Here is a 14134-nt window from a genome sequence, read left to right as displayed (position 1 = left end):
TCCTTCCGTGACCAGTCTGCCGGAACCTGAGGGGTCATGAGTGACGTCCGCAAAGGCATGAGGAAGACGTTCGTAGTAGCGGCGCTGAGCGGCCTGCTGTTGCTCGCGGGGTGTTCGGCGTCGAATGACAAGGCGGCGACCGACAGCGGGGCGGTCGCCCCCGCCGCGGGCAACCCCAACAACAACCTGGGCTACCAGGACCAGAAGGGCGAGGCCGGGGACGCCCCCGCCGCGCCCCCGCAGGACGGAGTCAACGCCACCGGCGGGCCGGTCGTCGGCCGGTCGCTGATCTACCGCGGTGAACTGTCCGTACGCGTCGACGACGTCCCCGCGTCCGCGGAGCGGCTGACCTCGCTGGTCGGCACCGCGGGCGGGCACATCGGGGCGGAGAAGCGCGTCAACGACGGCACCGAGTCCCAGGCCTGGATCACGGTCCGGGTGCCCGCGAAGCAGTTCCACGGCGTGGTGGAGCAGATCGCGAAGCTGGGCACCGAGATCAGCCGCAGCTCGAACACCGAGGACGTCACCGAGGCGGTCGTCGACCTGGACACCCGGATCGCCGCCCAGCGCGCCAGCGTCGAGTCGGTGCGCCGGATGTTCGCGCAGGCCAAGCAGCTCAGTGAAGTGGTGATGCTGGAGCGCGAGCTCAACCAGCGCCAGGCCGAGCTGGCCTCCCTGGAGCGCAAGAAGGCCGGCCTGGACGACCTGGTCTCCCTGTCCACGATCACCGTCACGCTGATCGGGCCGAACACCGTCCTGCCCGAGCCCGAGGAGGAGCCCGCCCCGGGCTTCCTGGGCGGCCTGGAGGCCGGCTGGGACGCGTTCGTCGCCACGGTGCAGGTCGGGCTGGCCGTCCTGGGCTTCCTGCTGCCGTTCCTGGTCGCGCTCGCGATCCCGGTGGTCCTGGTGATCGCCCTGCGCCGCCGGCGTCGTGCGGCCCCGCCCGCGCCGGCCCCGCCCGCGCCGGTCCCGCCCACACCCGTCCCGCCCGCGCCGGCGCCCGTGGCCGCGGTCCCGCCCGCCGCCTCCGACGAGGACTGACCCACCGCGACGCGGCAAGCTGGATGATCGCCGTTTCAGGTCAAGTTGTGCTGTCGCACCACACTTCTCGACCTGAAACGGCGATCATGCCGCCGGAACGACGGCGAAGCCCCGGCACCGTCGGGGCCGGGGCTTCGTGCGCGGATCAGGTCAGAAGGACGGGGAGGCCAGGGCCGCGAGGGCGGTGTGGACCATGGTGCGGACGCCGTAGCCGATGGCGCGCTCGTCGACGTCGAAGGCGGACTGGTGGATGTCCATCGGGGCCGCGCCGGGGATGCCGGTGCCCAGGCGGATCATCGCGCCGGGCACGTGTTCGAGGTAGAACGCGAAGTCCTCGCCGCCCATGCTGATCTCGGCCTCGACGACCCGTTCCGCGCCCAGCGCCGCGCCGGCCGCGCCCGCGATCACCGCGGAGGCCATCCGGTCATTGATCACCGGGGGCACGCCGCGGGTGTAGTGCACGTCGGCCTTCGCCCCGGTGCCGGCCACCACGTCTTTGATCAGCTGAGTGACCAGGTCGGGGGCCTCGCGCCAGGCGTCGCGGTTGAGCACCCGGATGGTGCCCCTGGCGCTGCCCTCGTTGGGGATGGCGTTGGACGCCTCACCGGCGTGGATCGAGCCGAAGACCATGGACAGCCCGGCTCGCGGGTCGACCCGGCGGCCCAGCAGCGCGGGCACCTCGGTGACCACCCGGCCCAGCGCGTACACCAGGTCGGCGGTCAGGTGGGGGCGGGCGGTGTGCCCGCCCTTGCCGCTCAGCCGCACCTCGACCGCGTCGCAGGCGGCGGTGATCGCGCCGGAGCGCACTCCCACGATGCCCACGGGCAGCTGCGGCGCGCAGTGCAGCGCGTAGATCGCCGCGACGTCCTTCAGCGCGCCCGCGGAGATCATCTCGGGCGCACCCGAGTTGATCGACTCCTCGGCGGGCTGGAAGATCAGCCGCACCCGGCCGCCGATGCCGCCCTGCTGCTCCAGCTGGGCCAGCGCCAGGCCGACGCCGAGCAGCACCGTGGTGTGCACGTCGTGGCCGCAGGCGTGGGCCGCGTTGGCCACCGTCGAGCGGTATGCCACGTCCTTGGTGTCCGGCAGCGGCAGCGCGTCGAGGTCGGCCCGCAGTGCGATGACGCGGTCACCGGACCCGATGTCGCACATGACGCCGTTGCCCCGGGGCAGGAACTTCGGCTGCAGGCCGACGGCCGCGAGCTCGCGGGCGACCAGGGCCGCCGTCTCGAACTCCTGGTGCGAGAGTTCCGGGTGCGCGTGAAGGTGACGTCGTACCGCTACCAGGTTCGCGCCGTGCGCGGTAAGCCAGCGGTCCAGCCGGCCGGGTAGTGGGTCGGTGTCCGACATGATCTCGGACACCATGGACGACGTCAGCAAGCTGCTCTGCGGCAGCGCCAGCGCACTCGTCACGGCAGATTCTCGATCTCGGTCGATGGGATAAACAGCGTCCAGCCTAGCCCTGCACCGGTGACTCTGCGCAACTGCGTCTTTGTAGTAGTTGCGTCGCGCAGAGTCACATTCGAGCAGGTCGGAGCGTTCACAAGTGTGCAGGACCCTCGATTGCATATGTCCTCACCTCCTACAACGGGTGACGACGTGCCGGGTCACGCATCAGGCGAGACTGACATCACCGCCTATATTTCCGTCGCACATGCGGTCCGCACCGATTCCGTTGCCCCGCAAGGAGGACCGCACGGCGGAGTCGATCAGGGACCTCTGGCCATGACACGCCGCCGACCCGTGCCATAAGTTCATGATCATCGCGGAAAAAAGACCACCCCGGCGGGGGTCGCCCGCCGGGGTGGGTGAGGCGCGTGGGTCAGAAGGTCTCGCGCGGGGCGTGCACGCCCCAGACGCCGCGCAGGGCATGGCAGACCTCGCCGACGGTGGCCTTGAGACGCAGCGCCTCGCGCATCGGGTAGAGCACGTTCTCGGTGCCGTTGGCCGCGGCGCGCAGCTTGTCCAGGGCCGCCTCCACCGCGTCGGTGTCGCGCTCGGCGCGCAGCCGGGCCAGGCGCTCGGCCTGCTCGGCCCCGATCGCCGGGTCGACCCGCAGCGGCTCGTAGGGCTCCTCGACGTCGATGGTGAACCGGTTGAGGCCCACCACCACCCGCTCCGCGGAGTCGATCTCCAGCGCGGTGCGGTACGCCGAGGACTCGATCTCGCGCTTCTGGAAGCCGGCCTCGATGGCGTCGACGGCCGAGCCGTACTCGAACACCCGGTCGATCAGCGCCCGCGCCTCGGCCTCGATCTCGTCGGTCATCGCCTCGACGACGTACGAGCCGGCGAACGGGTCCACGGTGGCGGTCAGATCGGTCTCGTACGCCAGCACCTGCTGGGTGCGCAGGGCCAGCCGGGCGGCCTTCTCGGTGGGCAGCGCAATGGCCTCGTCGTAGGAGTTGGTGTGCAGCGACTGGGTGCCGCCCATGATCGCGCCGAGCGCCTGCGCGGTGACCCGGACCAGGTTGACCTCGGGCTGCTGGGCGGTGAGCTGCACGCCCGCGGTCTGGGTGTGGAAGCGCAGCATCCAGGACTTGGGGTCCTTCGCGCCGAACTCCTCGCGCATCACCTTTGCCCAGATGCGGCGGGCGGCGCGGAACTTCGCCACCTCCTCCAGCAGCGTGGTGCGGGCGACGAAGAAGAACGACAGGCGCGGGGCGAAGGCGTCCACGTCCAGGCCCGCCGCGATCGCGGCGCGCACGTACTCGATGCCGTCCGCCAGCGTGAACGCGATCTCCTGCACGGGCGTCGCGCCCGCCTCCGCCATGTGGTAGCCGGAGATCGAGATGGTGTTCCACTTGGGGATCTCGGTCCGGCAGTAGGCGAACGTGTCGGCGACCAGGCGCAGCGACGGCTTGGGCGGGAAGATGTACGTCCCGCGGGCGATGTACTCCTTGAGGATGTCGTTCTGGATGGTGCCGTTGAGCTTGTCCCCCGGCACCCCCTGCTCCTCGGCGACCAGCTGGTAGAGCAGCAGCAGCACGCTGCCCGGCGCGTTGATCGTCATCGAGGTGGACACCTTGTCCAGCGGGATGTCCTTGAACAGCAGCCGCATGTCCTCGATCGAGTCGATCGCGACGCCGACCTTGCCGACCTCGCCGTGCGCGATCGGCTCGTCGGAGTCGTACCCCATCTGGGTGGGCAGGTCGAACGCCACCGACAGGCCCATGGTGCCCGCGTTGAGCAGCTGGTGGTAGCGAGCGTTCGACTCCACCGCCGTGCCGAAGCCGGCGTACTGGCGCATGGTCCACGGGCGCGAGGTGTACATGGTCGGGTACACACCCCGGGTGAAGGGGTACTGACCAGGCTTTTCACCGTCGGCCGGGCCGTAGACGGGCTCGATCGGGAAGCCGGACTCGCTACGCCGTGTTGAACGCTCGTTCATACCGGGGATGTTAGGCGTCCGGGCCGCGTCCCGGGGTGAGGGATAACGCACATCACGCACACCCAGGGTGATGGCAAGCGGACGGAACCGTGAAATTCGGCCTCAGAACCCGCCCACGGCTTTCGCTGCGGCGGCGCGTCGTACAGGATAGGGGTCGAGTGACCCATTCCCCTTTTGCCATCGTCCCCTCTCCTTTGGCGGCATAAGCAGTGACCACCCATGCATCCACCTGGAGCGGCAGCCCTACCCCCGGCCGCGCGGCTCCGGGCACCGTCATCGGCGGACGCTATTCACTCCGCACCGCGATCGGGCACGGCGGCATGGGCACGGTCTGGCGTGCCGCCGACACCGTGCTGCGCCGCGAGGTCGCCGTCAAGGAGGTCGTGCTGCCGCCGGGCCTGGCCGCCAGCGACGCCGCCTCGATGTACGAGCGCACGCTGCGCGAGGCCCGCGCCGCGGCCAGCCTGTCGCACCCGAGCGTGGTCCAGGTCTTCGACGTGGTCACCGAGGGCGGCCGGCCCTGGATCGTGATGGAGCTGCTCGACGCCCGCGGCCTGGCCGACATGGTGATCGAGGACGGCCCGCTGGCCCCGCGCGCGGTCGCCAAGATCGGCATCGCGCTGCTGGGCGCGCTGGAGGTGGCGCACGCCGCGGGCGTGCTGCACCGCGACGTCAAGCCCGCCAACGTCCTGATCACCAAGGACGGCCGCTGCGTGCTCACCGACTTCGGTGTGGCCAAGCTGCCGACCGACGTGCAGCTGACCACCCCGGGCATGGTGCTGGGCTCGCCGCATTTCATCTCCCCCGAGCGGGCTCTCGGCCACCGCTTCGGCCCGCCCAGCGACCTGTTCTCGCTCGGCGTGACCATGTACACCGCCGTCGAGGGCCGCCCGCCGTTCGACAAGGGCGACCCGCTGGCCACCATGCACGCCGTGGTCGAGGAGGAGCCCGTCCCGCCGCAGCGCTGCGGTCCGCTGCGCGAGGTGCTCTACGGCCTCATGGAGAAGGACCCGGACCGGCGCTGGGACGTGCCCACCGCCCGCGCCACGCTGCGCGAGCTGCTGGCCGGCGCGCTGGCGCAGAACGCCGTGCCGCAGCACGTCACCGACCCCTGGGCCGTCGTCGCGCCGCAGCCTGCCACCACCGCCTGGGTCACCCCGGCGGCGGCACAGCCCGAACGGCCCGCCAAGGAGATCGGCGGCCGGGCGCTGCTGCACACCGGCGAGATGCCGTCCTCCCGCTCGGGCGGCCACGGCCGACCGAGCGCGCCGGACCCCCTGGACATGCCGACCGGGGCGCACCCCGCGCCGACCGGCGCCATGCAGACCGTCACGCCCAGGGCGGTCCCGCCCAAGCCCGCCGGCCCGTCGGCGCTGGACGGCGTGGTCGGGCAGGTCAAGGCCCTGCCGAAGAAGATGCGCCTGGCCGTCGGCGCGGGCCTGGCCGCCGTGCTGCTGATCACCGGCGTGGCCTGGGCCGTGATGGGCGGCGACGACGAGACCCCGCCCGGCGCGGCGGTCGGCGGCACGCCGAGCGCCCCGGCCGCCTCCTCCGCCGCCGCGCAGACCCCGGCGCCCGAGGGCATGGAGTGGGTCACCTTCAAGAACGTGAAGGTGCTGATCCCGAAGGGCTGGACACCGGCCAAGTCGGGCAGCTACGTCGACTACCGCGACCCGAACGACAAGGAACGCTGGCTGCGCATCAACGTCTACCGGTCGGGCGGCAACCCGACCCGGGAGCTGGAAGGCGCGGAGAAGAACTTCAAGAAGCCCGACCGCTGCCAGCCGGACACCTACCAGCGGGTCGAGCTGAGCAACCAGAAGCTGAGCACGCTGGAGACCGCGGCGCAGTTGGAGTACCAGTGCACCCCGCCCAACAAGAACCCGCGGCACGCGGTGTGGCGGATCGGGGTCGAGGGCGGCACGGCGTACCACGTCTACCTTTCGACGTGGGAGGACTCGTTCGCCCAGGACAAGGCGGTCTTCGACCAGGCGGTCGAGTCGTTCGCGATCACCGCGACCTGAGGGGTTTGCTGCGCAAAGCACCGGTCCGCGTGTTATGAAACTCCGATGACCGACAACCTTGCCGATCGCGTACGCCACTGGATCGCCCAGGACCCCGACCCCGACTCCCGTACGGAGCTCCAGCAGCTGCTGGACGCCCTGCCGGGCACCGAGGCGGAACTCGCCGACCGGTTCAGCGGACCGCTCACGTTCGGCACCGCCGGCCTGCGCGGGCCGCTGCGGGCCGGCCCGTACGGCATGAACCTGGCCGTCGTCCGCCAGGCCGCCGCCGGGCTGGTCAACTGGCTCACCAAGCACGAGCCGGGCGGCCTGCTGGTCATCGGGTACGACGCGCGCCGCGGCTCGCACGAGTTCGCGCTGGAGACCGCCCGCGTCGCGACCGGCTCCGGGATGCGCGCCGCGCTGCTGCCGCGCCCGCTGCCCACGCCGGTGCTGGCGTACGCGGTGCGCGCCATGGACGCGGTCGCGGGCGTGATGGTGACCGCCTCGCACAACCCGCCCCAGGACAACGGCTACAAGGTCTACCTCGGCGAGCACCTGGGCGGCCCGCTCGGCGCGGGCGCGCAGATCGTGCCCCCGGCCGACCAGGAGATCGAAGCCGAGATCCGCGCCGTCAAGCTGCTGTCCGAGGTGCCGCTCGGCCACCCGGGCACCGTGCTCGGCGACGACATCGTGGACTCGTACCTGACCGCGGCCGCCGCGGTGGTGCAGGACGACCAGCCCAAGGACCTGGCGGTGGCGTACACGCCGCTGCACGGCGTCGGCGGCAAGGTGCTCGGCGACGCGTTCCTGCGCGCCGGGTTCGCCCTGCCCGCGATCGTGCCGGCCCAGGCCGAGCCGGACGGCACGTTCCCCACGGTGGCGTTCCCCAACCCGGAGGAGCCGGGCGCGATGGACCTGGTCCTCGCGCTGGCCGCCGAGCGCCGCGCCGACATCGTCATCGCCAACGACCCCGACGCCGACCGCTGCGCCGTCGCGGTGCCGGTCGGCAACGGCAACGGCTGGCGCATGCTGCGCGGCGACGAGGTGGGCGTGCTGCTCGCCGACCACCTGATGCGCCTGGGCCGCACCGGCACGTACGCGACCACCATCGTGTCGTCGTCGATGCTGCGCGCCATGGCCGCCAAGCGCGGCGTCGGGTACGCCGAGACGCTCACCGGGTTCAAGTGGATCGCCCGTGCGGCCCCCGACCTCGCCTACGGATACGAGGAGGCGCTCGGCATCTGCGTCTCGCCGTGGATGGCCCGCGACAAGGACGGCATCACCGCGGCGCTGCTCGTCGCCGAGTTGGCCGCCGGGCTGAAGGCGGAGCTGCGCACCCTGTCCGACCGGCTCGACGAGCTGGCCGCCGAGTTCGGGCTGTACGTCACCGACCAGCTCTCGGTGCGGGTGGACGATCTGGACGAGATCGGCCGGATGATGGCACACCTGCGCGCCAAGCTGCCCACCTCGCTGCTGGACGAACCCGTGACGTCCACCGAGGACCTGCTCGACCGCCCCGCCGACGAGGCCGCCGACGTGCTCATCCTGCGCACCGACACCGCACGCGTGGTGGTCCGCCCGTCCGGGACCGAGCCGAAGCTCAAGGCATACCTGGAGGTGGTGGAGCCGGTCTCCGACGGCGACGTGACCGCGTCCCGCGAACGCGCCGCCGCCACCATCCGCGCCCTGCGCACCGAGGTGGCCGCCGCCCTCGGCATCTGGTCCGTCAGCCCGTAACCCCGCTTAGGACAAAGGAAGGGCACCTTCTTAACGCTATGCGTTGTAGAAGGTGCCCTTCCTAACGCTTGATGGCGATTGACCTGGCCTTTAGCTCGGTTCAGGTCGTCGGGGACACGAGCGGGGCGACGTCCCAGACGGTGACGCCGCCGGTGCGTACGCCATCGGTGTCCGTCAGGTCCGTGACCAGCTTGCGGAGCACGTCGGCGCGCGGCTCGCGGTCGGTCAGCACCAGCGCGCCCGCCCGCCAGAACCGCAGATCGGCGATCAGCCCCTCGCGCATCCGCGCGGTGACCTTCGGCGCCTTGGCGCCCTCGGCGACGGCGGCCAGCAGCAGGTCGGTCGGGCGCGGCGGCGGCCCGAACGTGGCGGTGCCCGGCAGCCGCCCCGGGCCGATGAAGTACCCGCCCGGAATCGCGAAGTCCGCGCCGGACTGCGCCCACCAGTGCATGCCGTCGCTGTGATGACTGCTGGTGACCGGCACCGTGACCAGGGTGCGCCCCGCCGGCACGTACGCCCGCCAGGTCCCCTCGGTGATGAACCTCGGCACGGGCAGCCCGCGGTGGGTCAGCAGCGGCAGCGGCAGCAGCGGCACCAGCGCCAGCCCGATCAGCGCGTACGCCAGCCGCCGCACCGGGAACTCACCCGCCTTCGGCAGCCGGGCCACCGCCTCGATCGCCAGCGCGATCAGCGCCCCGGCCACCGGGAGCAGCACCAGCCCGAACCGGACCGGCACCACGGACTCCAGCAGCGGCAGGTGCCCCAGCGGCCGCCACAGACCGGGCAGCGCGGTGCGCTCGCCGCCCGCGAACACCTGCCTGCCCATCGCGAAGCCCGCGAACAGGCCGCCCGTCAGCAGCAGCGCCCGGACCAGCGGGCGCTGCCACAGCCAGCCCGCCACGGCCAGGGCCAGCACCGCCAGCAGCGGCCAGCCGAGGAAGGTGTTCTCCTCGGCGGCGTTGGGGGCCAGCAGCCGGACCGCGTCGACGTTGCCGCCCAGCGACTGCCGCGGGAAGGCCGCGAAGCTCGCCAGGTCCGCGCCGTAGGCGGAGGCGCCGGGCGGCAGGCCGCGGAAGCTCTGCGGGCCGAAGAACTGCGACCACAGGGGGTACGCCAGCAGCGCGCCCCCGACCAGCGCCGCGACCGCGCTCGTGGCCAGCACCGGGCGGATCGCCGCCCGCTGCGCGGGCCAGGTCACCGCGGCGTATGCGGCGAGGAAGGCGGCGCAGGCCAGCGCCGTGTAGAGCAGCACCTCCTCGTTGACGAACGCCTGCACGGTGACCAGCAGCCCGAGCAGCACCCCGTTGCGCAGCCAGCGGCCCGGCTCGCCCATCCGCAGCGCCCGGTGCACCAGGAACGGCACCAGGAACTGGGCGGTCCAGTTCGGATGCCCGTTCGCCTGGCTGATCATCCCGGGGCCGAAGCCGCACAGCGCCGCCCCCGCGGCCGCGGCCGCCGCCGAGGTGGTGACGTGCCGGCGCAGGAACCAGTACCAGGCGGTGGCCGTGCCGGCCAGGCCGAGCACCGTCAGCACGGCGAAGCTGATCTGGGGACCCCAGATCGCGGTGATCGGCGCGAGCGGGATGCCGAGGCCGAGGATCACCGTGTTGGCCATCAGGTTGACCCCGTGCGGGGCATTCATCTGCGTGGTGAAGAACGGGGCGGCGTCGCCGGTCAGCACGTCGAGGGCGTGGCGCAGCACGAACTGGAAGAAGACCTGGTCGGGGATGTTCGTCGACAGCAGCGCGCGCGACCCGTCCTTCCACAGCCCGGACGTCACGTACAGGGCCGCGAGCAGGTATCCGGCCACCACCGCGAGATTCCCGTTGAGGCGGCGTCGTGGCTGGTCAGCACGGCTCTTGACCCGATGGGGGCGCTCGGCGGGGACGGGCCGCGCCCGGTGCCACTCCTGAATTTCGGTCTTCACGAGCGTCGAATGTACGGCATTTAGGTAATCTGTCCGGATTAGCCCTGAAAGCTAGGGACAAATAGGAATCCTGTTCACGTTGCAGCTATCGGACGGATGCAGTCGATGACGACGTACGCCACGGAGCCGAGCCTCCTCACCGGGGACCAGAAGATCCAGGCCGCGGTGCTGGAAAGCCTGGCCGAGGCGGTGAACCACCGCACCTGGTTCGCCGGCATGGCCACCCCCTACCTCGGCGCGCACCCGATCGAGATCGGCAGCGGGCTCGGCGACTACCTCATGGAGTGGCTGCCGTACGTGGACCGCTTCACCGCCACCGAGGCCGACCCGGAGCGGCTCGTCAGTCTCAAGCAGCGTTTCGCCGACGACCCGAAGGTCGAGGCCCGCGAGATGCTGCTGCCCACCGACTCCTCCGGCGACCACACCGCCCTGGTCAGCTACAACGTCCTGGAGCACATCGAGGACGACGTGGCGGCGCTGCGCAGCATGGCCCGGCTGATCCAGCCCGGCGCGCCGATGGTGCTGGTGGTGCCCGCGTTCCCGATCGCGATGAGCAAGGTCGACGTGGCGACCGGCCACTGGCGGCGCTACACCCGCCGCACCCTCACCGACGTCGCGCTGTCGGCAGGCCTCACCGTCGAGCGCATGGAGTACGTCAACTCCCTCGGCTTCATCTGCTACTTCATCACCGCGCGCCTGCTCGGCATGTCCCCCAAGGGCGGCGTGATGATGCGCGTCTACGACTCCCTCGTCACCCCGGTCACCCGCCGCCTGGAGTCCCGCCTGCGCCCCCCGTTCGGCCAGTCCGTCCTCGCCGTCCTCCGCCGCCCCGCCTTTCCGGGTTGATCATGAACTTATGGCACGGCTCAGCGGCGTGTCACGTGAACAACTTCATGATCAATAACCTCGGGAAAGGCGCGGGGGCGGGTGCCGCACGCTAGGTGATCATGAACTTATGGCAGTGACACGCCGTCGAGCCGTGCCATAAGTTCATGATCGACGCGAGAGGACCTCAGAAGCGGGGCATGCCGCCGAATTGGCGGTCGCCGGCGTCGCCGAGGCCGGGGACGATGAACATGTGCTCGTTGAGGTGGTCGTCGATGGATGCGGTGACTATGCGGAGGGGGAGGCCGGAGTCGCGCAGGCGGTCGATGCCGGCGGGGGCGGCCAGGACGCAGAGCACCACGATGTCGGTGCAGCCGCGGTCGGCGAGCAGGCGGCAGCAGTGTTCGAGGGAGCCGCCGGTGGCGAGCATCGGGTCCAGGACCAGGACCGGCTTGCCGGTGAGGTCGGCGGGCAGGGACTCCATGTAGGCGCGGGGCTCGAAGGTGTGCTCGTCGCGGGCCAGGCCCACGAAGCCCATCGAGGACTCGGGCAGCAGGCTCAGCGCGGCGTCGGCCATGCCTAGCCCGGCGCGCAGCACCGGCACCAGCAGCGGCGGGTTCGCCAGGCGGGTGCCCACCGCGGTCGCGACCGGGGTCTCGACCGGGAACGTGTCGGCTTTGAAGGTACGGGTGGCCTCATACGCCAGCATGGTGGTGAGCTCGTGCAACGCCGCCCGGAAACTGCTCGAGTCGGTGCGGGAGTCGCGCATGGCGGTGAGGCGGGCCTGGGCCAACGGGTGATCAACGACGAGTACGTCCACGACGTGAAACTACCCGCCCGTAGCCGCCCGCGTCGTGCCAACCGGTGTCCCGGCCCCCGGCACGGTGGTGTAGGCCGCCCCGTCCAGGGGACACGTCCCCGCGGCGGTGTAGACGGCGTGCATGGCCTCGGCGTACCGCTGGGGGGTGTGCCCGGCGGCGCAGGCCCGCGCGGCGGCCCCGAGGCGGCGGGCGGCCCGGCGGTCCGTGAGCAGTCTCAGCACGGCGTCGCCGAACGCCTCAGGATCGGGGTCGGCCAGCACGGCGTTTCCGTCGAGGGTGCCGTAGCGGTGCAGGGACGGGTCGGCCAGCACCGCGGGCAGTCCGGCCAGCGCGGCCTCCTGCAGCACCAGGGCCTGCGTGTCGGTACGCGACGGGAAGGCGAACACGTCCGCCGCCGCGTACGCGGCCGCCACCACATGCGGGGGCTGCTGCCCGGTCAGCACCACCCGGTCGGCGACCCCGGGTCCGGCCTCGCGCAGCAGCCGGGCCAGCCAGCGCCGCTCGTAGACCGCGCCGACCAGCACCAGCCGGGCTTTCGGCGACGCCGCCAGCACCCGGGCGAACGCCGGGACCAGCAGGTCGACGCCCTTCTCCCGGTTGACCCGGCCGACGAACAGCACCAGCGGATCCTTGGGGCCGATACCGTGCCCGGCCCGGAACGCGCCCGCCTCGGCCCGCGACGCCGGGCGCTCACCAACCCCCGTGGGGATCAGCGCCATCCGCGTCGGATGCACCGGCAGCGCCACCCGGTCGAGCACCGCCCGGGTCGGCACCACCACCGCGCGGGCGTCGCCGAGCAGCAGCCGGTTGCCCTCGCTGAGCACGGCGGCCCGCCCGCCGACGAGTCGCGCGGGTTGCCCGAGCCGCCCCGCGTACAGGCGCAGCAGCAGCCGCAGCGCCCACCCCGGCACCCGGTACGCCTCGGCGTAGGCGTGCAGGTCCGTGTGGTACGTCTGCACCAGCGGCACCCCGAGCCGGGCGGCCAGCAGCACCCCGAGCAGCCCGGCCGGTCCGGGCGTGTGCACGTGGACCACGTCGGGCCGGTATTCGCCGAGGTCGGCGACGAGCTGCTCGCGGGTCCCCCGGGCGCACAGCGCCCAGCGGGCCAGCCGCAGGTCGGCGACCCCGCAGGCGAGCGCCGGCAGCCGGAGCAGGCCGGGCTCGTCGACCTGGTCCCCGTGGGCCGGCACGACGCAGTGCACGTCGTGTCCGGCGGCGGCCTGGGCCGCGCGCAGTGTCCGCAGCGACGTGACGACTCCGTCGCGACGCGGCAGGTACGTGTCGGTGAAGTGCATGATGCGCACACCAAGACGGTCGGTGACCAGCGTTGATGCGGCGTTAACGCGGCATGTCGGCCGGATGTGGTGACGGCGGCCACCGATCCGCCGATCCCACGACGTGGACAAGATCGATATTCATGAGACCGCGTAGACTTCGCGGCATGACGGCCACCATCTCACCGTTGTCCGAGGTCACGCGCTCCGACGCGGCGCTGCGGACCTTCCTGCACGGCCTGCCCGGCGTCGACCGGGTCGGCGCCGACGCGCGCGCCGCGGGACTGGGCACCCGTTCGATCAAGACGACCGCGAAGGCGTGGGCGATCGACCTCGCCATCCGGATGGTGGACCTGACCACGCTGGAGGGCTCCGACACCCCGGGCAAGGTCCGGGCGCTGTGCGCGAAGGCCCGGCAGCCCGACCCGGGCGACCCGAACTGCCCGTCCGTAGCCGCGATCTGCGTCTACCCGTCGATGGTGCCGACCGCCCACGAGGCGCTGCGCGGCTCCGGCATCCACCTGGCCAGCGTCGCCACCGCCTTCCCGTCGGGGCAGGCCCCGCTGAAGGTGAAGCTGGACGACACCCGGGCCGCGGTCGCCGCGGGCGCCGACGAGATCGACATGGTGATCAGCCGGGGCGCATTCCTGTCCGGCCGCTACCTGGAGGTCTTCGAGGAGATCGTCGCCATCAAGGAAGCCTGCGGCAAGGCGCACCTGAAGGTCATCCTGGAGACCGGCGAGCTGGTCACCTACGACAACGTGCGGCGCGCGTCCTGGCTGGCCATGCTGGCGGGCGGCGACTTCATCAAGACCTCCACCGGCAAGGTCGCCCCCGCGGCCACCCTCCCCGTCACGCTGATCATGCTGGAGGCGGTGCGGGACTTCCTCGACACCACCGGCCGCAAGGTCGGCGTGAAGCCCGCGGGCGGCATCCGCACCACCAAGGACGCCATCAAGTACCTGGTCATGGTCAACGAGATCGCCGGCGACGGCTGGCTCGACCCGGACTGGTTCCGGTTCGGCGCGTCCACGCTGCTCAATGACCTGCTGATGCAGCGCACCAAGCTCGCCACCGGCCACTACAGCGGCCCCGACTACTTCACCCTGGACTAG

At 71.9% G+C, this 14134-nt stretch carries 10 protein-coding genes; 5 read left to right on the top strand and 5 right to left on the bottom strand.

Annotated elements, in window-relative coordinates; all coding sequences use genetic code 11:
* Positions 1-36 precede the first annotated feature (36 nt).
* A complete protein-coding gene (locus tag F6W97_RS32165) occupies positions 37-1041 on the top strand; it encodes a DUF4349 domain-containing protein (RefSeq protein ID WP_155374321.1) in 1005 nt (334 codons plus the stop codon).
* 150 nt (positions 1042-1191) lie between these two features.
* On the opposite strand, the gene F6W97_RS32160 is transcribed toward F6W97_RS32165, so the two are convergent.
* Together F6W97_RS32160 and F6W97_RS32155 are read right to left on the bottom strand one after the other, a co-directional pair.
* Positions 1192-2454 carry an amidohydrolase gene (locus F6W97_RS32160; RefSeq protein ID WP_230687150.1) on the bottom strand — a complete coding sequence of 421 codons (1263 nt, stop codon included), beginning with the start codon at positions 2452-2454 and terminating at the stop codon, positions 1192-1194.
* Between the two features lie 409 nt (positions 2455-2863).
* Entirely contained in the window at positions 2864-4429 is a 1566-nt protein-coding gene (locus tag F6W97_RS32155; protein WP_155374320.1) for an acyl-CoA mutase large subunit family protein, read from the bottom strand.
* A 209-nt stretch (positions 4430-4638) separates the two neighbouring features.
* Between F6W97_RS32155 and F6W97_RS32150 the strand changes: the two genes are divergently transcribed.
* Entirely contained in the window at positions 4639-6453 is a 1815-nt protein-coding gene (locus tag F6W97_RS32150) for a serine/threonine-protein kinase (RefSeq protein ID WP_155374319.1), read from the top strand.
* A 45-nt stretch (positions 6454-6498) separates the two neighbouring features.
* Entirely contained in the window at positions 6499-8172 is a 1674-nt protein-coding gene (locus F6W97_RS32145; protein ID WP_155374318.1) for a phospho-sugar mutase, read from the top strand.
* Between the two features lie 100 nt (positions 8173-8272).
* Here F6W97_RS32145 and F6W97_RS32140 read toward each other — a convergent pair whose 3' ends face one another.
* On the bottom strand, positions 8273-10099 hold the full coding sequence (locus F6W97_RS32140; protein ID WP_155374317.1) for a hypothetical protein: 1827 nt from the start codon (positions 10097-10099) through the stop codon (positions 8273-8275).
* Positions 10100-10204: 105 nt separating this feature from the next.
* Between F6W97_RS32140 and F6W97_RS32135 the strand changes: the two genes are divergently transcribed.
* Complete coding sequence (locus tag F6W97_RS32135; protein WP_155374316.1) at positions 10205-10945, top strand: class I SAM-dependent methyltransferase; 741 nt, start codon at positions 10205-10207, stop codon at positions 10943-10945.
* Positions 10946-11111: 166 nt separating this feature from the next.
* Here the strand turns inward: F6W97_RS32135 and upp are convergent, their stop codons facing one another.
* Both upp and F6W97_RS32125 read right to left on the bottom strand, forming a co-directional pair.
* Positions 11112-11744: a uracil phosphoribosyltransferase gene (gene upp, locus F6W97_RS32130; RefSeq protein ID WP_155374315.1), complete on the bottom strand. Its 633-nt coding sequence runs from the start codon at positions 11742-11744 to the stop codon at positions 11112-11114.
* A gap of 9 nt (positions 11745-11753) precedes the next feature.
* Positions 11754-13040, bottom strand: a complete 1287-nt coding sequence (locus tag F6W97_RS32125) for a glycosyltransferase (protein WP_230687182.1) — start codon at positions 13038-13040, stop codon at positions 11754-11756.
* A 146-nt stretch (positions 13041-13186) separates the two neighbouring features.
* Here F6W97_RS32125 and deoC point away from each other — a divergent pair, with 146 nt between their 5' ends.
* On the top strand, positions 13187-14134 hold the full coding sequence (gene deoC / locus F6W97_RS32120; RefSeq protein ID WP_155374313.1) for a deoxyribose-phosphate aldolase: 948 nt from the start codon (positions 13187-13189) through the stop codon (positions 14132-14134).

This window comes from Catellatospora vulcania, assembly GCF_009720385.1.
GTDB lineage: Bacteria > Actinomycetota > Actinomycetes > Mycobacteriales > Micromonosporaceae > Catellatospora > Catellatospora vulcania.
The sequence above is the reverse complement of the archived record's forward strand: the minus strand, read 5'-3'. Positions and strand labels throughout refer to the sequence as shown.